Genomic DNA, 21,658 nt, shown 5'->3' on the forward strand with positions numbered 1-21,658 from the left:
CATGGGGGACGAACAGATGCTGCTGGAATTGAAAGCGATTCTGGAAGACTTGAACATTGAAGGCGTTGACAGTATCCAAGTGAACGACAGCTTGGCCGATTACGGATTAAACTCAGCCGGGCTGCTGAGATTGATCTTAGCTGTTGAAGAACAATTCGGATTTCAATTCAAAGATGAAGATTTCGATTCCGAGAACTTTGAAACGTTGGAAAGCTTGATTACCTATATTGCGCGTCGTAAGGAAGATTCCCATGAGTGAAATAAGTGTACGGAAAATCGGTGTGATTGGCGCAGGAGTTATGGGAAGAGGCGTTGCACAAACTTTTGCACAGAATGGTTATGGAGTTATTCTGATTGATATCTCTGAAGAAATACTGGCCAAAGCGAAGGAAGAAATCAGCAACAGCCTCCGCCTGTATACTATGTTCCATCCTGACAAGCTCACAGTAAAGCCTGAAGAGGCATTGAGCCAAATCGAATTTACAACATCCTATAATCACTTGGCAGACGTTACATTTGTTATAGAGAATGTGTCGGAGAAATGGGAGGTAAAGGAGCAGGTATATGCTACTTTATCGCGGACAGTCAGACAGGATTGCATTCTTGCTGTAAATACATCCTGTATTTCAATAACCCGGATCGGAGCATTGACCAAGCAGCCAGAGCGTGTCATCGGCACGCATTTTATGAATCCAGTTCCCCTCATCCAAACGATAGAGGTAATAAGAGGATTCTACACCTCCGATGAGACCATAGAGAAGACGAAGGACGTTCTCTCCTCTATTGATAAGGACTGTGTGATTGTTCAGGATTCACCGGGTTTTGTGTCGAACCGTATCTCTCATCTGCTGATGAATGAAGCGGCATTTGTTGTCCAGGATCAGGTTGCGTCTGCGCATGATGTGGATGAAATATTCAAGAGATGTTATGGACATAAGATGGGGCCGTTGGAGACTGCCGACCTGATCGGCCTCGATACGGTAGTGGATTCGCTGGAAGTGCTCTATCAGGATTTTCAGGATCCGAAGTATCGCTGCTGTCCGCTGCTAAAGAGAATGGTCAGTGCAGGGCTGACCGGGAAGAAATCGGGCCAGGGTTTCTTTATATACTAAAAAAAGCGAGGTTATAACACATGGAACAGATCAAGGAAAAAACAAAAGGTTTTTTAAGCAAGTTTTATAGAAAAAGAGAAATATCTGATAGCGAAGATATTTTTGCGCTGGGCTTTGTAAACTCACTCTTTGCAATGCAGCTGGTTATGTTCATGGAGAAAGAGTTTTCCATCCGGGTTGAAAACAATGACCTGGACATGAATAAATTCAGATCCATTGAGAGCATTGCGCAGTTCGTAGAACAGAAAAAGGCTGTTTGATCAATTTTAAATATACAGGGAGGCCTTGAAATGGAATTTACACCTTCTCAATTGAAATGGCAGGAATCCTTCAGTCTGTTTGTCGATCGTGAGCTGATTCCGGTTGCGGAACAGAATGACCGAGAGGAAAAGATCTCAGCGGAGCTGCTGCAAAAGGTTGCAGATGCGGGATATCTGGGGTCTATGCTGCCTCAAGATTACGGCGGCCTGGGGCTGGATATGGTTACAGTTGGCTTATTAAATGAGGAGATCGGCAGAGGCTGTTCGAGTGTAAGAAGCCTGTTGACGGTTCAAGGGATGGTTGCACTCGCTATTTTAAAATGGGGTACGCCGGAACAAAGGGACAAGTGGCTTCGAAAATTAGCCCGGGGAGAGGTTATTGGAGCCTTTTCCCTTACTGAGCCTACTGTTGGAAGCGATGCAAAAAATATTACCATGTCTGCAACGCTGGAGCAGGATGAATACGTTTTAAACGGAACGAAGAAATGGACGACCATGGGGCAAATCGCCGACCTTTTTTTGGTTTTTGCCCAGGTCGAGGGATTACCCACTGCCTTCCTCGTTGAAAGAGATAACATTGGCCTGGAGATAAAGCCGATTGAGGGTTTGTTGGGAGCAAGAGCTTCAATGATAGCCGAAATAGACTTTAAGAACTGCAGAATCCCGAAGGGAAATCTTGTAGGCAGCTTGGGCACGGGGTTATCCCACGTAGCTCTTGCTTCGCTGGACTATGGGCGGTTTACAATAGCATGGGGATGCGTCGGACTTGGCCAAGCCTGTCTGAATGCAAGCTTAAAATACGCCAGAAAACGGAAGCAGTTCGGTGCATCGCTCAGACAACATCAGTTGATTCAAAAAATGATTACCGGCATGGTAACGAACATCAAAGCGGCGAGAGCTTTATGCCATCATGCCGCTAGCTTAAAAGAAGCGGGAGAGCCAGATTCAATCATGGAAACATGGGTGGCAAAATATTTTGCTTCAACCATGGTATCCAAAGTCGCCAGCGATGCTATTCAAATCCACGGAGCCAACGGCTTCAGCAGAGAGTATCATGTGGAGCGTTTTTACAGGGACTCTAAGGTCAATGAGATTATCGAAGGCACAAACGAAATGCATGAGATTTTGATTGCAACATATGCCTTTCGGAATATCTGAAGAATAGATTAGAAACGGGGCGACGAGCGAAATGAGTATTGCAGGTGCAGCACACAAAACGCTGAAAATGAAATGTGTCGTTTGGGATTTGGATCATACCCTGTGGGATGGCGTACTGCTGGAAGGTTTCGGAGTTACGGTCAAGGACAATGTCAGCGAGATCATACGTACATTGGATGAACGGGGAATACTGCAGTCGGTCGCCAGTAAAAACAATCATGCGGATGCGGAACAAAAGCTAAGAGATTTGGGCCTTTACGAGTATTTCTTGTACCCGCAGATCAATTGGAATAATAAATCGGATTCCATCGGCACAATTGCAAAATCCTTAAATATCAGTCTGGACAGTATAGCCTTTATAGATGACCAGCCTTTTGAATTGGATGAAGTACAGTTTGTTCATCCTGATGTTTTCTGCATTCTAGCGGAAGGGCTGGACGGTCTGCTTGATCTACCAGAGCTGCACCCTGTCTTTATTACGGAAGATTCCAAGATTAGACGGAAAATGTATCAGGATGATATTGAACGTAAGCTGGTGGAAGAACGCTTTGAGGGAGCCCAGGAGGATTTTTTGGCTTCCTTGGATATGGAGTTCACAATATCTTCCGCAACCGAAACAGATTTACAGCGAGTCGAGGAGCTGACTGTCCGCACACACCAGCTTAATACTACCGGGTATACCTATTCATATGAGGAGCTAAGAGAGTTTATCAAATCGGACAGCCACAGGCTGATTATATCCGGTCTCAGCGACAAATACGGCACATATGGAAAAATCGGTATTGTCCTGCTGGAATGTCAGGACAAGGTGTGGAATATTAAGCTGCTGCTGATGTCTTGCCGTGTCATGTCGCGCGGTGTCGGCAGCATAATGTTAACCTATCTGATGCAGGAAGCTGCCAACGCCGGAGTGAAGCTGCGGGCAGAGTTTATTTCCAATGACCGGAACAGGCCTATGCTGATTACCTATAAATTTGCCGGGTTCCAAGAAGTTGAACAACAAGGGAATTGTACAATTATGGAGCGGAATACGGATCAAATTCCTCAGCTGCCCGATTATGTAAGCATTATCATCAATGATTAACCAATGACGAAGGAGCTGCAATAAATGAATAACAAGCTGGCGTTTGTTTTTCCGGGACAAGGATCGCAATTTGTCGGTATGACCAAAACACTCTGTGATGACTATTCAGTAGCGAGGGAAGTATTCGAGGAAGCGAATGATATCCTGGGGTTTAATATTAAAAAACTTTGCTTTGAAGGGCCTGTCTTGGAGCTGAATGCCATTGAGAACATGTTGCCTGCTTTATTGACGGCAAGCTATGCCATCTTCAGGGCCTTTATGGATAAGGTCGGACTTGAACCAAGGTATTTGGCCGGTCACAGTTTGGGAGAATACTCAGCTTTGGTTGCTTCGGGAGGGCTTCGGTTTGCCGATGCCCTCCGGCTTGTCCGGTTAAGGGGTTCACTGGCGATGAATGTCAAGGATACACATCCAAGCTGGATGACGGTGGTGAACGGACTAGATTCAGCCCGGGTGGAAGCAGTATGCAATTGCCTGTCCCGGTTGGGACATACCGTCTCTATTGCTTGTTTCAATCTCAAAGACCAGCAGGTGATTGCCGGCAGTGAACAGGCTATCACGGATGCGGAGAATGAACTGCTTGAACTTGCCGACGACGTGCAGATTACACCGTTGTTTTCGAGTCCTCCCTTTCACAGCGGGTTGTTGAAGGATGTCTCGGATCAATTGAGAGCAGAAATATCAAAAATTACACTGAACGACGTAAAGTGGCCTGTCATTTCAAATGTTACCGGAATGCCATATACAACCTCAGAGCAAATCATCACCAATCTGACCGAGCAGCTGTACAAGCCGGTTCAATGGGACAAGACGATGGAATACTTGTCTGGACAAGGCACAGATTTGTATATTGAGATGGGACCGCAATCCATCATGACCAATGTCATTAGGGCAACCTGCAGCAACGTACAGGCTTACTCCTTTGGTCAGATTGACGACCGCAACTCCGTAATGGATAAATTTCAGACTCATCATGTCAACACTCCAGAGGACAATCAGTTTACGGTGATTACCCGTTGCCTAGCAATCGCGGTTTGTACAAAAAATAATAATGACAACAACGAAGAATACGAAACCGGCGTAATTATGCCTTACGAGAAAATACAAGCCCTTCAGGATCAACTGGAGAAAGAGCAGAGTATGCCGACGAAGGAACACATGGAAGAAGCGCTTGCGATGCTGATGAGTGTATTTGAAACTAAACGTACTCCCGCGGAGCTTAGAGTAAAGCGGTTTGATCAAATTTTTGAAGAGACCGGTACAAAAGCCTTGTTCGCCGATTTTATTTACCATTAAGTCTGGTTTAGTGCAGGAGGGAAGCATCTTTGGATGAATAAATCTGACAAATACAATCAAGAGAGCATAGCGATTATCGGAATCGCTATGCAAGTGCCTGGAGCCGGCAGTCTGGAAGAATTGTGGGGAGTTATTACAGAGGGGAAGGAGTGCATCTCTGACCTGCCTTTGGCCCGGAAGCGTGATATTGAAGCTTACCGGGATTATTCCGCGGGATATGATCATGAGCTTAGGTACAATAAGGGCGGTTTTTTGCAAAATATAGACCAGTTTGACAACAGTCATTTTCGGATCTCACCCAAAGAATCCTCGGTGATGGACCCCACCCACCGGATGTTCTTGGAGTCTTGCTGGGAAGCAATTGAGGACGCAGGTTATGCCGTACAACGATTGGCAGGAACCGATACGGGGGTTTATGCGGGAGTCCGTTTGAATCATTCCGCCTATGCAACGATTGCAAAAGAAGTTGATCCGGAGGGGTATGGAAATTTCTTGACGGGGAACGCAACGGCTATAGTAGCTAATAGAGTGAGTTATCTGCTCAATCTCACAGGGCCTTCCATGACCCTAGACACCGCTTGCTCTTCCTCTTTGGTCGGCCTCCATCTGGCATGCCAAGCTATCCGTTCAGGCGACTGCAGCATGGCTCTCGTCGGTGGAGCTTATATCATGCCTGATCCGATACAGAGTGATGTAAAGATTGGAATTGAGTCGGAATTCAACAAGACGAAGACATTCGATGCCTCAGCGGACGGTACCGTTGAGAGCGAAGGTGTAATTACGCTTCTATTGAAGAGCTACAATCAGGCGAAGGAAGACAGGGACCATATCTATGCCCTGATCAGGGGCAGTGCGGTTAACCAGGACGGTAAAACCATCGGCCTGACATCTCCCAGTGCGGAGGCACAGGGCAATGTCATCAGAAAGGCGTGGAAGAATGCGGATATTGATCCAGAGACCATTACCTATATCGAAGCGCATGGTACTGGGACCAAAATCGGGGATCCGATTGAAGTTTTAGGAATCAGAAAAGCATTTGAAGCGTATACCTCGAAAAAACAGTTCTGTGCCATCGGCTCAGTCAAAACGAATCTGGGCCATTTAAATTGTGTCTCCGGTTTGGCGGGACTGATCAAGGTTATATTGGCTATGCAGTATAAAGTGATACCCAAGCAAATAAATTTTCTGCAACCGAATAAGAGAATCCGGTTTATTGATTCTCCTCTCTATGTCAGCGACAGGAACGAGCCCTGGAATGCTGTGCCTAGAAGAAGTGGGATCAGTTCTTTTGGAATTGGCGGAACCAACTGTCATATTGTTGTGGAGGAGGAGCCCTCCGTTCCACCTCGCGAGGAGGAACTGCCCGATGTTCTCTGTCTTTCCGCAAAAAGTAGGAAATCTTTGATTGAGCTAATGAAGCAATATGAACAACACCTTCGAACCCATTTAGACTTATTGAATATCCAAGATCTCTGTTTTACAGCTAACAACGGCAGAACGCATTACAAACACAGACTATCCATGCTTATTAAGAGCAAAGAAGATCTGCTGTCAAAGCTGGAACAATTGAACTGCATGGATGATTCTTTGTGGATTCAGGAACCGGATATATATATTGGCGGTGAGGAAGCCTTCACACAGCAGGCGTTGTCTTGCAGCGAAGAGGCCCCCCTGCCGCTTCAGACTATTGCGCAGCGCTATGCTGCTGGTATGACGATTGATTTCTCCGCCCTATATAGAGGCCAGAGCAGGCATAGGGTCAGAATTCCGGTTACCCCCTTTGAACGGAAGCGGTGCTGGATCCAAATACCGGAACATAGCCGGGTTGGGAAGTGTTTTGAAATGCAGGATGGCTATGAGGTGGTCTGGAAGGAGGATCTGAGCCCGAACCGGCCGGCTGCTGCCCGTAATGATGTAGTCACCATAGTGTTGGGCGGAGGCGGAGAGCGGGAGAGGGCGATTCTAGCATCATTGCAGGCAGATACCGAGAATGTAATTCCTGTGACGATAACGGATTATTGCGCCAAGGAGGGGGAAAGGTTCTTCATCACAGGTGATAGAACGGGGTATCAATGGCTGTTCAGACAAATCGGCATAAGCGGGAAAGTACAATTGGTTCATATGACTTCCGTGGGCTCAGTCAACGCTGCGGATGATTATATGGAACTGGGAACATCCATGATAGACCCGGTTATCAATCTGCTTACACTGATTAGAACGTTTCAGATGAATCAAATCCAAGAGGCCGAATTGGTCATTGTTACCCGGTATGCCTATCTGGTGAATCAAACAGACCTGGTACAACCTGTGAATGCGGCCTTGCACGGGTTTGCCAAGTCATTTCATTGGGAATTTCCCCAGGTGGGCTGCAAATGCATTGATATAGACGATGCCACTGAGCTTTCCGTTATCACGCGTGAAGTGCTCTGCCAGTCACCTTATTTCATAACGGCTCTCCGTGCTGGAAGAAGATATTATGAAGAGCTGAACCCAATGTCCGAGACTACCGTCCATGCTGAATTACGCAATGTGGGGATAAAGGAAAACGGGCTGTATCTGATAACCGGGGGATTTGGCGGGATCGGGCTGGAACTGGCCAAGTATCTGAGCGGTAAAAAGAAAGTCCGGCTTATTCTTCTCGGCCGTTCCAGACTTCCCGATACGGATGCCCGAAAGATGGACATGATTAAGCAGATGGAGAACTCCGGCAGTACAATTATCCATTATGCTGCGGATATTGCGGATTTTGACCGGATGAAGCAAATAATGGAGGAGATCAGGGTGATACATGGCCCGTTGAATGGCATTGTTCATTGTGCCGGAAACGGGATGGTCAAAGAAATCCATGAGTTGTCGGAAGACAGCCTTAGGGGAATCCTGCGTCCTAAGGTGCAGGGCACTTGGATATTGGACCGGCTGACATGTAACGAACCGCCTGACTTTATCTGTCTATTCTCTTCGGCCATGACCCTGATCGGAGGATACGGGGCTGCCGGTTACACAGCAGCTAACAGTTACATGAACAGTTACGCGAGTATGCGCTGCAGCGCATCGACTCCGTTTATTAACATCAGGTGGCCTGAATGGACGGATACCGGGCTGGCAGAATGCAAGCAAACCAATCTGCGCAAAGAATTATTTGAGCCACTGTTACTGGAGAGGGCCATACGTTATTTTGACTGGGTGCTGCACCATAATGTCCACGATTTGATCCCGGGCAGGATAAATTGGGGATGTGAGTTGTATGAAATCTCTGAACAATTGCCGATCCGTTTTTCGGAATCCGTCAACGAGGAGTTTCATAAACGGCAACAGCTCAGGCCGGATGCAGACAGTCGTATTCAGGTGAACAATAAGACCGCAACACGGACAATTGAACAGAAGATCGGAAGTCTGATTGGAGAGCTCTTATCTTATGAGCATGTGGATTATAACCAGAACTTCTTTGAGTTGGGTGTTGATTCTATCATTGCGGCCAAAATTATCAACCGAATCCAGAATCAGCTGAACTGTAGCTTGGAGGTAGCGGATATCTTCAGATATCCAACCGTCCATCAGTTATCCGGACATTTGGAGACATTGTGGCAACAATTATCCATGTTAAAGGCGATTGTTCCAGCCAAGGAACAGAAATATTATCCGGTGTCGGCTGCACAAAAAAGAATATTTCTTTTGCAAAGCATCAGCAGAAATAACACGGCTTACAATATGCTGGATGCCTTCAGGATAGATGGCGATCTGGACCGCCAAAGATTGGAGAAGGCCTTTCTTTCTTTGATTCATAGGCATGAGACCCTTCGAACGTATTTCTTAGTTGAGGGAGCAGAGGTAGTACAGAAAGTATCCAGCGAGTGCAGCTTTAGGCTTGAATGGGCGGATCTCTCCCAGGATACCAGCATGGAGGTTGAGGCTTGTATTCGCCCCTTCATCAGCTGTTTTAATTTAGGCACTTCTCCGCTGATACGGGCGAAGCTTATCAAGTTGCAGCAGAACGAGCATTTGCTGCTTATTGATATCCATCATATTGTTACCGACGGAACCTCCCGGGGAATTATTCTGGGTGAATTGGGAGACGGCTACGAAGGAAGAACGCTGCCTCCATTGGAGCTGCAATACAAAGACTATTCCACCTGGCAGAGCGAGATGCAAAAGGAAGGGTACTTCAAGAGGCAAACCGAGTACTGGCTCCGCCGGTATCAAACACTGGCTCCGCCTTTGGAACTTCCGACGGACTATGTAAGAACATCATATGTAGGTTTCGAAGGACGTATGTTTTCTATCGAGGTAGACCGGAAGACGACGGATCGGCTGAGAAGCTTCGCTGCGGAGAAAGAATGTACTCTCTATATGGTGTTACTGTCTGTCTACTATGTGCTGCTAAACAAATTCTCCGGACAAGAGGATATTGTGGTGGGATTTCCTATTGAAGGAAGAACGCAAATGGGGACGGAAAAGATCATTGGTTTATTTGTCAACACCCTGGCGCTAAGAAACTATCCTGTTCCCTGCAAGAGCTTTCTGGATTTTCTGTTTGAGGTAAAAACGAGTCTTTTGGAAGCTTATGATAATCAGGAGCTTCCATTCGATGAGTTGGTTAACGCCTTGGGAATACAGCGGGATACCAATCGCAACCCGTTATACGACACCTTGTTCGTACTGCAAAATTCTACTAAGATCCAGGGGCAGTTCCAGGATGTGAGGCTGGTCCCTTATTCCATTGACCAGACTGCTTCCAAAATGGACTTGGAGGTTGAAGTTACGGAAACTTCCGCGCAGCTGCGGATTAATTTTACTTACAAAACGGCTCTTTATAAAGAGGAGACGATCCGCAGCATAGCCGATGAGTACAACAAGCTGATTGAATTAACCCTGAACGACCCTTCCATGGATATCGGGAGCCTAACCTCCCGTGCTGTAGAGCAAAAGCCGCTGGCAGACAGCTGGGATTTCAATTTTGAACTTGAACTGGACTAAAATGGAGGTTATGCTAAAATGAGGTTTTTCAGTATTCCGGCGGATTTCAAAGAGACTACAATCAACGGGTATGTTGAGCTTGCCAAGCAATATCCCGGTAGTCAGGTACTCGAGACTTACGGGCAAATATCCATTAATAACTCTTTTGAATCGGGACGGATCAACGAATATTTACCCCAGATTGACATGTATGATTTGACAGAATACATCCGGTATTGTGAAGCGAAGGGCATTGGTTTTAACTATGTTTTCAATGCACCTTACATGCATAACCGTGAGTTTACTGCAGAAGGCGTGAAGGAGACGAAGCAGTTTATATCCGCATTATATAAAGCAGGGGTCAGATCGTTGACCGTAACACTCCCATCGCTGATGGATCTTGTGAACTCCATGGAGTTGGACATAAAGATTAAAGCGTCTGTCATCTGCCAGATCAATTCCGTAAACAAAGCTCTGCACTACAAGAAGAATGGTGTAGACCGTATCGTGCTGGACGAATCAATCAACCGGGATTTTGACATGCTCCGGAGAATCGCGAGCGCTTTCGGCGACAAATCGGAAATCATTATTAACTCCCTGTGCCATCAGGAGTGTACGTACCGGATGTTCCATTACAACCAGACAAGCGGTGTTGTACGGGATCCTATGGATACAGGAACAAACTACTATACAACCAGGTGTGCGCTGAAAATTTTTCAGGATGTAAACCAACTTATGAAGTTGTCTTGGATCCGTCCTGAGGACCTGCATTACTATGAAAGCATCGGAATCCGCTATTACAAATTACAAGGCAGAGAATACGTGAACCGCGGGAATCCGCTTAAGGCAGTGGAAGCATATTTCAGAGGGTCATTTGACGGGAATCTGATGGAATTGCTGGATATGTTCTCATCGAATTATGCTTATAAGTTTTCAGTTGACAATAAGCTGCTCGATGGTTTCCTCAAACCTTTCTACGACATTCAGGGATATTGCAAAAAAGACTGTACAAGATGCAGTTACTGCGACAGGTATGCCAGCAAAAGTGTTGTGAGTGACGGAGTCAATGAAATAAGCGCACTCGCCAAGGATTTTCATACCAAATACGATGATTACAAGAAATTTGTGCGAGCTGTTGATCATGACAAGAAAGAAGAAGCTTCGAGCACTGTAGGCGGTATCGAAATCGAGTTTGATTTCTAAGCTTGTATATACCGGGGAGGAGTTACGATGTCATCGCTCAAAATCCACAGAGCGCGCCTGCATAACTTAAAGGAAATCTATGTTGAAATACCGAAGCACCGGTTAACGGTCATTACCGGACCGAGCGGCTCAGGTAAATCAAGCCTTGCCTTTGATTTGATTCATTACGAAGGCACCAAACGTTACCTTAGCGCACTTGGAGAATGGGATCTGAATTATGAATATGAGACTACTTCCTTCGACAAGATGGAGGGACTTAACCCGACGGTTGCGGTGGAACAGAAGCTTGTCCGGCAGAGCAATCCCCGCAGCACGGTCGGGACGAAGCTGGGAATGAACCGGTTGCTGGAGTTGTTCTTTTCACTTTACGGAACGTTGGAATGTACGGTATGCGGTAACACCGTAGCCGTCAATACAAGTTGTAAGGTTTGTGGGAGCCGCCACGGGGAATACGTCCCTTCAGCATTCTCGCCTAACTCCAGCATCGGCATGTGTTTTCAATGCTACGGACGGGGCGTTATCTCCCATGTGGATGAAAAAAGTATATTTGAAAAGCTAATGTTATCCAAAGCAAGCCTGTACAACGATACGAACCGGAATTTGAAACAGGAGCTTCTGCGTTATGCGAAGCTGGCAGGGTTTGATGCCAATCTGCCGTATTCCAAGCAGTCTCCCGCAATACAGCGTGACTACTTGTATGGGAGCAATGAATTTTATTTTATTGGCTATATTCCCTACATTAATCAAATCTACGCTCAAAAAGATATTGAAGACTGGGCAGAAACCACGGTTTGTCCTGGGTGTGAGGGCAGCGGACTGGCTCCGGAGGTTCTGAAGGTAAAGGTATTGAACCACCATATCTCATACCTGAAATCCATTTCGGTTAAGGAGCTTTACGGGATTCTGACTGAGGCAGCCGAGCACGGGCACGATGAGCGGTCCGTGCAGCTTGCCGAGCTTATGTGCAGAAAACTGCTGCATTTATTGGATGTCGGATTGTCCTATCTCTCTTTGCAACGCAGAATTCCAACGTTAAGCGGAGGAGAACTGCAAAGACTATATCTGGCTTCATTCTTTGATATTGAATTAAATGAGATCATGTATGTTTTTGACGAGCCTACAGTCGGGCTGCACGAAATTGAGAAAGATAAGGTTATTAATAAGCTTCTTAAGTTAAAGGAAGCCGGTAATACCGTTATAGTCGTTGAACATGACCATATGATGCTAAGGGCAGCGGAGCACATTATTGAATTCGGACCCGGCGGTGGACAAGAAGGCGGACAGATTCTGTTCCAGGGAAACTATGAACAGTTCATCAGCTGTAAGGAGAGTGTGATCAGCCAATATATTGCAAAGGAACAAGTGCAGCGTTTGCTGAGAAGAAGAGATCTGATTATAACTGCAGATACACCGCGTCTTAGCCTGTATGGGGTTAACACAAACAATCTGAAGGATATCCATGTTGCCATTCCACTGGGCACAATGGTTGGAGTTGCTGGCGTATCCGGAAGCGGCAAAAGCTCCTTGATCACGGACACGCTTGTTCCGGCACTGCAAGAGCACTTGTCCAAGGGAAGAAAGAGTGTTGCCGGTTCCACACATTTAGATGGAGCGGAGCATATTAGGAAGTGCCATTTAGTTGAACAAAAGCCTATAGGCAGGGCCAAAACGTCCATTCCTGCCAGTTACATCGGAGTTTGGGACCTTATCAGGCAGGCGTTTTCCAAGCAAGCCATTGATCAGGGAGAGCATTATACCGAAGGAGATTTCTCCTTCAACTCCAGGGGAGCTTGCCAGCAATGCCGTGGTGACGGTATCGTTGAGATCGCCCGGTTCAGCCATGTTTGTCCCAGCTGCGAAGGGAAGCGCTTTAAGCCTGAAATTCTTCAAATCCGGTATCAAGGCTATACCATCAGTGACGTTTTGCGGATGACCGTACAAGAAGCCTCTGGAGTATTTGTTCATGATCCAAAAATCGCAAGGATTCTGTTAACCATGGTCAATGTAGGATTAGGTTATATTGCATTGGGGCAACCGATTACAACGATTAGCGGCGGAGAGGCCCAGCGGATAAAATTGACTAAGGAATTAGCCGATCACAAGCATACAGGACAGCTGTTTGTTCTTGATGAGCCTACTTCGGGCCTTAGCTATCATGATATAGGCAAGCTGCTGACCTTATTAAATGAATTGGTTGGAAGAGGGAATAGCGTGATCGTGATTGAGCATGACGCCTTGTTTCTTTCATGTTGTGACTGGATTTTGGAATTGGGTCCGGGAAGCGGGGAACAGGGCGGCTCTATCATTGCGGAGGGGACGCCTGAGATGCTAGTCCATAATCCGCATTCGGTTATAGGAAGCTTCTTATATCTAAACTAAAACTACGGAGGCTAGCAATACCATGGTGGTTCACGGATCAAAGATATGGCCGGCGGAGGAATGGGAATACGGCACTCCAAGCTCAGCAGGAATCGATCCGGAGCTGTTATGGAATGCCAGTAAGCATCTTCAGAGAGATTTCCCCCATGTATACAGTTTTTTAGTAGTACAACATGGAAGAATCGCCTTTGAACAGTATTACAGAGGAACAAGAGAGACTGATAAACGGGATATTCTGTCTGTGAATAAAAGTATACTGTCAGCTTTGGCCGGTATAGCCTTAGCTAAAGGATACCTGTCGAATACGGATCAGCAAATCATAGAACTGTTTCCCGAGTTTCTCAGCAAGGATTGTGATCCAAGGATACTCTGTCTCAACATCAAGCATCTATTAACGATGACATCGGGTTTCTACTATCCCAGACTTGCAGCCGACAGTCAGCCAATGGTTGACAGGATGCGCAGGTCTGATAACTGGTTAAGGTATATTCTTGAGCTTCCTGTCAAGAACAGGGCGATGAACCGGTTTCAATATAATAATTTCGATGCTTGGCTTCTTTCGGCTGTGTTACAGAGAGTAAGCCAAATGTCAATTTACGAATTGGCCAACAAGTGGCTGTTTGGTCCAATCGGTATACACGCCGATGCTTGGGAATGCGAGGATCCGCAGCAGCATTTGGCCGGAAGCTTGCATTTAACTGCAAAAGATATGGCCCGGTTCGGTTATTTGTACTTAAATGAGGGGGATTGGAACGGTGTACAAGTTATCCCCTCCACTTGGGTAACTGAATCCACCGCCGGAAGCGGTCCCTATTCATATTTGTGGTGGCTGCATCCGCATGGCTATTATGCCTCAGGGGCCGGGGGAACAAGCATAATCATTCTGCCTCAAGCGGATATGGTTATTGTTTTTCAAGCTAAACATCTGAAGCGGTTCCGCCATCCTATGGAGGCGATGCATACACATTTATTCCCATACATCGGCTTAAGTTAAAAACATCTCTTTGGAGGCGCAAAAATGAATGAATCTCTTCTTTCATCAGGTTTACAAAGTGAAACGATGAATTACTGGATCGAAAAGTTCAGGAAGGAATACCAGGAATTGAGACTTCCAAAAGATTATTCTGCTCAGGGAAATGAAAAGGGTGAGTATCTTTTTAACCTACCAGCCGAATTATCGGCGCAAATCTTGCGGCTCGGGAAAAATCAGAATTTAGCGGTGTTTACCGTGATCTTATGCGCATTGCATGTTTTCCTAAACAAATGGTGCGATCAGGATGACATGACGGTTGTTATTCCTGCGTTAGCAGAAGAATCGCTGAATCCGTATTTGTTTCTCCGAACAGAAATCGACCCTGAACAAACATTTAAGAGTCTGCTGTTTCAGGAGAAGCAAAGCTTGATGGATGCCTACAAGCATCATTATTTCTCTATCCGCAGATTAAGTGAGCTTCTTGGAGAAGAAGCTGCGCAATCTGTATTCCGGGTGGCATTGCATATGCAGGGGTTACACCGGGAAGAATTCATCACCAGCCTTAGCTCCAACCCAAATAATGAGTTAGTGTTCTCCTTTGCTCAGACTGACGGGCTGATTAAAGGGAAGGTACTGTACCGCTTGGGCAGTTTTGACGAAGCTACCATTTGCCGGATTACAGAATGGTTCATTCAACTGTTCATGCAGGTGATGAGCAGTATGGAGCGCCCGATACAAGAGTATGAGTATATTACATCTGAAGAAAAAAATACAATCATATATGAGTTCAATAACACAAAAGCCTACTATCCGAAGGATAAACTCCTCTATGAGCTCTTTGAAGAGCAGGCGGCCAAAACGCCGGATCAAGTGGCCATTATCTGCAAGAATGAAAGAATGACGTATAAAGAAATGAATCGGAGAAGCAATCAACTGGCCAGGAAATTGCGTTCACTGGGAGTAGGATGCAATGAATCCGTTGCGATGTATTGCCAGCGTTCTCCTGAGATGCTGGTCGGTATCATGGCTATTCTTAAGGCGGGCGGATGCTACCTGCCGATTGATCCCAAATGTCCCATTGAAAGACGGGATTATATGCTGGACTTCAGCCGTGTGAGGGTGGTCTTGACAGACCACAGCTGTCCCGGGCTTGAGAAGCAAGGCCTGGAGATCATTGCCCTTGATGAAGCGGCGAATTATTCCGGGGAAGCTACCAATATGGCTCCTGTCAATTCCCCGGCAGACCTTGCATATGTCATTTATACATCGGGTTCGACAGGAGTGCCAAAAGGGGTTATGGTTGAGCACCATTCCGTTGTGAACCGGTTGCATTGGATGCAAAAAAAATTTCCGTTACAGCGCAATGACGTCATATTGCAGAAGACCCCCTATACCTTCGATGTTTCGGTTTGGGAGATTTTTTGGTGGTCTTTCCAAGGTGCGAAGGTATGCATACTAGAGCCGGAAGGCGAAAAAAACCCCATTGCAATACTGGAAGCTATTCATCAGGGCGGGGTGACGGTGATGCACTTTGTTCCGTCGATGCTTGATATCTTTGTCGATTATGTTCAACAAACCGGGAACGCACATCTTATGGATACAGTAAAAGTAGTGTTTGCCAGCGGAGAAGCCTTGCACGGAAAGCATGTACAAAATTTCCACTCCGTCTTCCGGAATAAGCAATTGGTGAACTTGTACGGGCCGACTGAAGGAACCGTTGATGTTTCGTATCATGTGTGCAGTGAATCGCATCAGGCTGATGCAGTCCCAATAGGCAAGCCGATTGATAACATCGGATTGTTTGTAGTTAACCGCAGTAATCAGTTGCAGCCTGTCGGGGTACCGGGAGAATTGGTCATCACAGGTGTAGGGGTTGCCAGAGGTTATTTGAATCAGCAGGACCTCACTGATGCCAGATTTAAAGATAACTGCATTACCCATGAGGGACAGATGTATAGAACCGGCGATTGGGCAAAATGGACAGCCGGCGGTGAGCTGGAATACATTGGCCGGATCGACTATCAAGTGAAAATTCGAGGAAATCGGATCGAAATTCCTGAAATTGAACTGCAGCTTTTGAAGGTTGAAATGGTGAAGTCTGCAGTGGTGCTGGTTCAGGAGGACCGTTCCAGCAATAAGGAATTGACCGCGTATTATGCTGCAGGTAAGGCCGCGCCGGCGGGGGAGCTCGCTGCATTCTTAAGTGCTTATTTACCGGGTTATATGATTCCTGCCCGCTTTATCCATTTGGATGAGATGCCGTTGAATGCCAATGGGAAAATTGACCGGCATGCACTGAAGATGTTAACAGAGCAAGTAGATCACGGCCAGGAGCAGCCTGCAAATGAAATGGAACGTAGAATCCATAAAGCCTGGGCGGGGATTTTAGGTTTGAGTGAGTTTGGAATTGACGATAACTTTTTTAACTTGGGGGGAGATTCCCTTAAGGCTATTCAGATTGTGGCAGCTTTGCAGAAATCACACATTGAATTGGATATCAGCTATATATATGAACATCCGACGATTCGCCGATTAGCCGTGCATGCGAAACAAAATGAATCACCTGCGAACGATTTATCCGGTGCTATCGAGCGTGTCGAAAAGCTCAGGGACACCATCTTAAACGATCCGCTGCAGGCAGCTTTTCTTCCTGAGCAATATGAAGATTTTTACCCGATCAGCGATATTCAGTTGGGCATGATCTTTTACTCATTGAAAAACTCCGGGGATGCTGTTTATCATGAACAATTTGTTTATGAAATTGAGGATGACTGCTTTGTATTGGAAGCGCTTAATAAATCCATGGGATTAATGCTGAAGAAGCATCCTATTCTCAGAACCACATTTGATATTCAACATTTTCACGAGCCGGTTCAGATCGTTCACAATAATATGGATTATATTATTGATTACATAGACATAACCGGGTACTCCAAAGACGATCAGCAAAGAATCATCGCTTCATACCAGGAAGAGGATAAGCGTAAGCCTTTTATTTACCCGTTGCAGGAAGGGTTCTCGCTGTTGTGGAGAATGAAGGCATTCCAAATTAATACTCAATCCGTTTGCATCTGCTGGAGCTTCCATCATGCTTTGCTGGACGGTTGGAGCAACGCAACCTTCAGTACGGAAATCATTAATACGTATTTCCAAATGAAATCAGATGGCTTCGCCGTGTTTGAGAAATTAAGCAGTACGTATTATGACTACGTTCTCTATCAATTATCGCTGAAGGAAAAGAACGACATTTATCACTTCTGGGAGGAAGAGCTAAACGAGTATAAGCGCTCTCAATTCCCTAAACGCAGTAAGGAGGCGGGAGAAGGGGCGGAGAGTAAGGCATCCATATTTAAGATTGATGAGATTACAACACAATCGCTGAAGCAATTTGCTGCCCAGAATCAAGTTTCTTTGAAAACCGTCTTATTCAGCGCTTATCTGTATATGTTGAACCTGTATTCCCACGATAATGATATTGTAGCAGGTATTGTAGATCAGAACAGGCTTATGTCTGAGGATAGTCATAAGATACTGGGTTGCTTCCTGAATACGATTCCTGTTCGCTTTCAGTTGGGGGACAGCCGGTTGACTTGGAGGGATCTCATCCATCGCGTTGAAGAGAAGTTAACAAAGCTAAAGTATTTTGGAAGAATGCCGTTATATGAGATTTCCAAACATCTGGGTGAAATGGGCAACTCCAATCCGTTTTTCGATACCCTGTTTAATTATGTAGACTTCTATGTCTATAACGAAGTGAAGCAGGACCTGTCAGCGAAGAGTGAATTGTCGATCAGTAACTATGAACGGACCAATACTTTATTTGATTTTACGATCAGCAATTTTGACTCAGAACTGGAAATCAGAATGATTTATAAAGAAGCCTATTTGCCGGTTGCCGAAGTCGAAATATATGCCGATTACTATCTTGCTATTTTGGAGCAATTCATTAAGAATCCCGATATCCAGACTAATAAAGAACAGATTCTGAATGACCGGGAATTGGAGCGGATGAACGCTCTTAATGAGACGCAGAAAGAGTATCCATCGAATACAACCATCCATCAGCTTTTTGAGGAGCAAGCGGAGTTGTTCCCGGAGAATATTGCACTTCTCTTGGAAGATGCAACGATCACGTATGGCGAATTAAACCGGAAGGTCAATCGATTAGCGCACTGTTTAACACGGGAGTTCGGAATACAACCGGGTGATCGGATAGCTATTTGTATGCATCGCGGGTTCGATATGATCGTAACCTTACTTGCGGTCATGAAATCGGGGGCGGCATACGTTCCAATCGAACCTGATTATCCGCAGGAAAGAAAAGAAGCGATTATGAAGGATGCGGAAGTCCGCTTAATGGTGTCAGGTGACGCGGAGGAAGGGATATATCATCCCCGTCTCTTACGGTATAACGACAAACACTTCAGGTCATTTCCATCGCATAACAACGATGTAAGAGTAAGCGGAGTGGATGTAGCTTATATAATTTACACATCAGGTTCGACAGGAACCCCCAAAGGGGTAACCATCGCACATCATTCCGTGGTGAACTTGATTTGTTGGGTGAATCAGCGCTTTGACATCGGACGGGATGATCGGCTTTTATTTGTGACTTCAATTAGCTTTGATTTATCAGTTTATGATTTATTCGGGATTTTATCGGCAGGTGGACAAGTTGTCATAGCAGATAAAGAAAGCGTTATGGATCCACGTAAGCTGCATAATCTTTTGTACGAGCAGAGAATCACCTTTTGGGATTCTGTTCCCTCAACGTTATCGCATTTGGTCGGATACATGGAAGACAGCGAGTTGACGACCAAGCAGACGTATCTGCGGCTGGTGTTTATGAGCGGAGATTGGATCGGTGTCGGATTGCCGGCCCGCATACAGGGCTTCTTTCCAAATGCCCAATGTATCAGCCTCGGCGGTGCTACAGAAGCGTCAATATGGTCGATATATTATCCGATAGAGGAATCATGTGCGTATGAGGTAAGCATTCCTTACGGAAAGCCGATTGACAATAATCAGTTTTACATTTTGGACAACAGCCTGCAGCGTATGCCCTATGGAGCTGTCGGAGAACTATTTATCGGCGGTGCGGGGCTCTCCCTGGGATATCACAAGAATGAGGGCATGACGAAGGAAGCCTTTCTTAGTGATCCCTACACTGGCAAGCAGTTGTACAAAACCGGTGATATGGGCAGATTTCTTGCGGACGGCAATATTGAGTTTATGGGAAGGTTAGAGCAGAACCAGGTCAAGATCAGAGGATTCCGGGTTGAACTCGGAGAGATCGAATACCAGTTAAGGCAGCATGAGGCAATTAAAGAGGCTATTGTATCGGATTTCTTGAATGAAGACCGTCATCGTTCCTTAGTCGCGTATTATCTCCCAGTAATCAAGGGCATATCCTTGAATTTACGGGAGTACCTGATGGAGAAGCTGGCCGATTACATGATTCCTTCTTACTTTATTGAAGTGGATCAATTTCCTCTTAACGGAAATGGCAAGGTGGATAAAAAGCAGCTCCCAGCCGTAAAGAAGAATCACCATCAGCCGGACACAACTCCTTATGCAGCGCCTGTAACAGAGCACGAGAAGATATTAACGGAGATTTGGCAGGCAGTGCTCGGTTACGAGCGAATCGGAGTGGAGGAGAACTTTTTCCAGTTGGGCGGAGACTCCATCAAATCTATTCAAATCTTGTCGCAGCTGCATAAGCATCAGATGTACTTCGATATGAAGGATTTGTTTGAATTTCAGACGATCAGCAAACTAAGTGAATGTCTTAAGGATACCAACAGCAGCATTGACCAGAGCCTCATCGTAGGAGAGATTCCTCTGATGCCGATTCACCATTGGTTTTTTGAAGTTGCGAACGGCCAGGTCAACCACTTCAATCAAGCCATGATGATTCATCGGGAGGGCGGGTTTGACGAGGCCTTGGTACACAGTACCTTCGACTCTATCCTGATGCATCACGACGTCTTAAGAAGCATATTTGCCAGGAAGGGTACAAGAACCGTTCAGATCAACAGGGGATGGGATAGCGGTCTTTTCTCATTAGAGAGCTTTGACCTTTGCGGACTGGACGAGGAGCATTCTAAGCGTATCCTCCGGGAGAGTGCGGATGCTATTCACAGCAGCTTGAATCTGTTAGAAGGACCGCTTGTACGCTTGGCCCTGTATGAGTGTGGCACAGATAGCCGGTTGCTTGTCGTTATTCATCATCTTCTTGCTGACAGTATCTCTTTGAATATTATTTATGAGGATTTTGTTTCAGGGTATGAAGCGCTTCTCCAGGGCAAGAGCATTACATTCCCGGACAAAACGCATTCATATAAGGATTGGGCAATACAAACCATTGAATATGCCAGTTCTAATTTGGACAACGAACTGCCGTATTGGAGAAATTTAAAGAAACTAGCGGCTGGAATTGAATTGAAGAATGAACTGGGCGGAACAGCAGGCACAGTTGGAGAAAGTGAAGTCATTGAGGTTGCAATACCGAGCTTGGATATCGATGCTCTGCTTACGAAAGCCAATCTTGCATTTCATACCGAGATCAGCGATCTTCTGATTACCTCTCTGATGCTGGCTTTTCATAAGTGGTCCGGAATGGAACGATTGCTTCTACAGATGGAGTTGAGCGGAAGAAGCAATGTCCATAACGGGGGGAGCACGGAGAGGACGGTTGGCTGCTTTGATACAAGGGTTCCGGTTTTAATAGAGATGAAACAAGCCGGCGACTTATCCTACAACATCAGAAATATCAAGGAGACGATCAGAAGAATTCCTAATCAAGGAGCGGGTTTTGGAATGCTTGCCTATTTAACTCCAAACCGCGAACAAATTGAAATCACGCCTGCAATCAGTTTTTCGTATAGTGGGCAATCCGAGAAGGGAACGGCTGAGAAGATACCGGGTTTCCTTGTATCCAGTCAATGCGGTCAGACGATAAGCCCGTTGTTTCCGCAGACGGTTGCTTTGGAGTTTAAAGCCTGGATCAATAACGATGAGCTGGTGACATCCGTCCGTTTCAGCAACAATCAATACCGGTATGAATCAATGCAGAGCTTGATGAATTTATACTTTGAACAATTGAAGGGGATTCTGGATTATTGCATGCTGCGCGATACGCAAATGAAGACTCCTTCAGATTTGGGGTATCGGAAGAATCTGCGAATTGAAGATCTGGACAAGCTCACTCAACGAATCAAAAATCTCAAATAGCGGAGGA

General features: G+C 45.9%; 11 protein-coding genes. All 11 read left to right on the forward strand.

Annotated features, from left to right (window positions below):
- Position 1 precedes the first annotated feature (1 nt).
- A complete protein-coding gene (locus tag NST26_RS06820; protein WP_051478215.1) occupies positions 2 to 259 on the forward strand; it encodes an acyl carrier protein in 258 nt (85 codons plus the stop codon).
- Entirely contained in the window at positions 252 to 1,112 is an 861-nt protein-coding gene (locus tag NST26_RS06825; protein ID WP_036727801.1) for a 3-hydroxyacyl-CoA dehydrogenase family protein, read from the forward strand. Before NST26_RS06820 ends, NST26_RS06825 begins: the two co-directional genes overlap by 8 nt.
- A gap of 20 nt (positions 1,113 to 1,132) precedes the next feature.
- Entirely contained in the window at positions 1,133 to 1,372 is a 240-nt protein-coding gene (locus NST26_RS06830) for an acyl carrier protein (protein WP_340955277.1), read from the forward strand.
- 30 nt (positions 1,373 to 1,402) lie between these two features.
- Entirely contained in the window at positions 1,403 to 2,530 is a 1,128-nt protein-coding gene (locus tag NST26_RS06835; RefSeq protein WP_036727805.1) for an acyl-CoA dehydrogenase family protein, read from the forward strand.
- Positions 2,531 to 2,561: 31 nt separating this feature from the next.
- Positions 2,562 to 3,614 (forward strand): HAD-IIIC family phosphatase, encoded by a 1,053-nt coding sequence (locus NST26_RS06840; RefSeq protein WP_036727807.1) that lies wholly within the window; start codon positions 2,562 to 2,564, stop codon positions 3,612 to 3,614.
- A 24-nt stretch (positions 3,615 to 3,638) separates the two neighbouring features.
- A complete protein-coding gene (fabD, locus tag NST26_RS06845) occupies positions 3,639 to 4,910 on the forward strand; it encodes an ACP S-malonyltransferase (RefSeq protein WP_340955274.1) in 1,272 nt (423 codons plus the stop codon).
- Positions 4,911 to 4,943: 33 nt separating this feature from the next.
- Complete coding sequence (locus NST26_RS06850) at positions 4,944 to 9,884, forward strand: SDR family NAD(P)-dependent oxidoreductase (protein ID WP_051478217.1); 4,941 nt, start codon at positions 4,944 to 4,946, stop codon at positions 9,882 to 9,884.
- An 18-nt stretch (positions 9,885 to 9,902) separates the two neighbouring features.
- A complete protein-coding gene (locus NST26_RS06855; RefSeq protein ID WP_340955272.1) occupies positions 9,903 to 11,066 on the forward strand; it encodes a U32 family peptidase in 1,164 nt (387 codons plus the stop codon).
- A gap of 528 nt (positions 11,067 to 11,594) precedes the next feature.
- Positions 11,595 to 13,445: a hypothetical protein gene (locus NST26_RS06860; protein WP_155991592.1), complete on the forward strand. Its 1,851-nt coding sequence runs from the start codon at positions 11,595 to 11,597 to the stop codon at positions 13,443 to 13,445.
- Positions 13,446 to 13,467: 22 nt separating this feature from the next.
- Positions 13,468 to 14,439, forward strand: coding sequence for a serine hydrolase domain-containing protein (locus NST26_RS06865; RefSeq protein WP_036727815.1), 972 nt, complete (start codon positions 13,468 to 13,470; stop codon positions 14,437 to 14,439).
- Positions 14,440 to 14,463: 24 nt separating this feature from the next.
- A complete protein-coding gene (locus tag NST26_RS06870) occupies positions 14,464 to 21,651 on the forward strand; it encodes an amino acid adenylation domain-containing protein (RefSeq protein ID WP_340955270.1) in 7,188 nt (2,395 codons plus the stop codon).
- Positions 21,652 to 21,658 lie beyond the last annotated feature (7 nt).

The organism is Paenibacillus sp. FSL R7-0128 (assembly GCF_038002245.1).
Taxonomy (GTDB): Bacteria; Bacillota; Bacilli; order Paenibacillales; family Paenibacillaceae; genus Paenibacillus_AQ; species Paenibacillus_AQ silagei.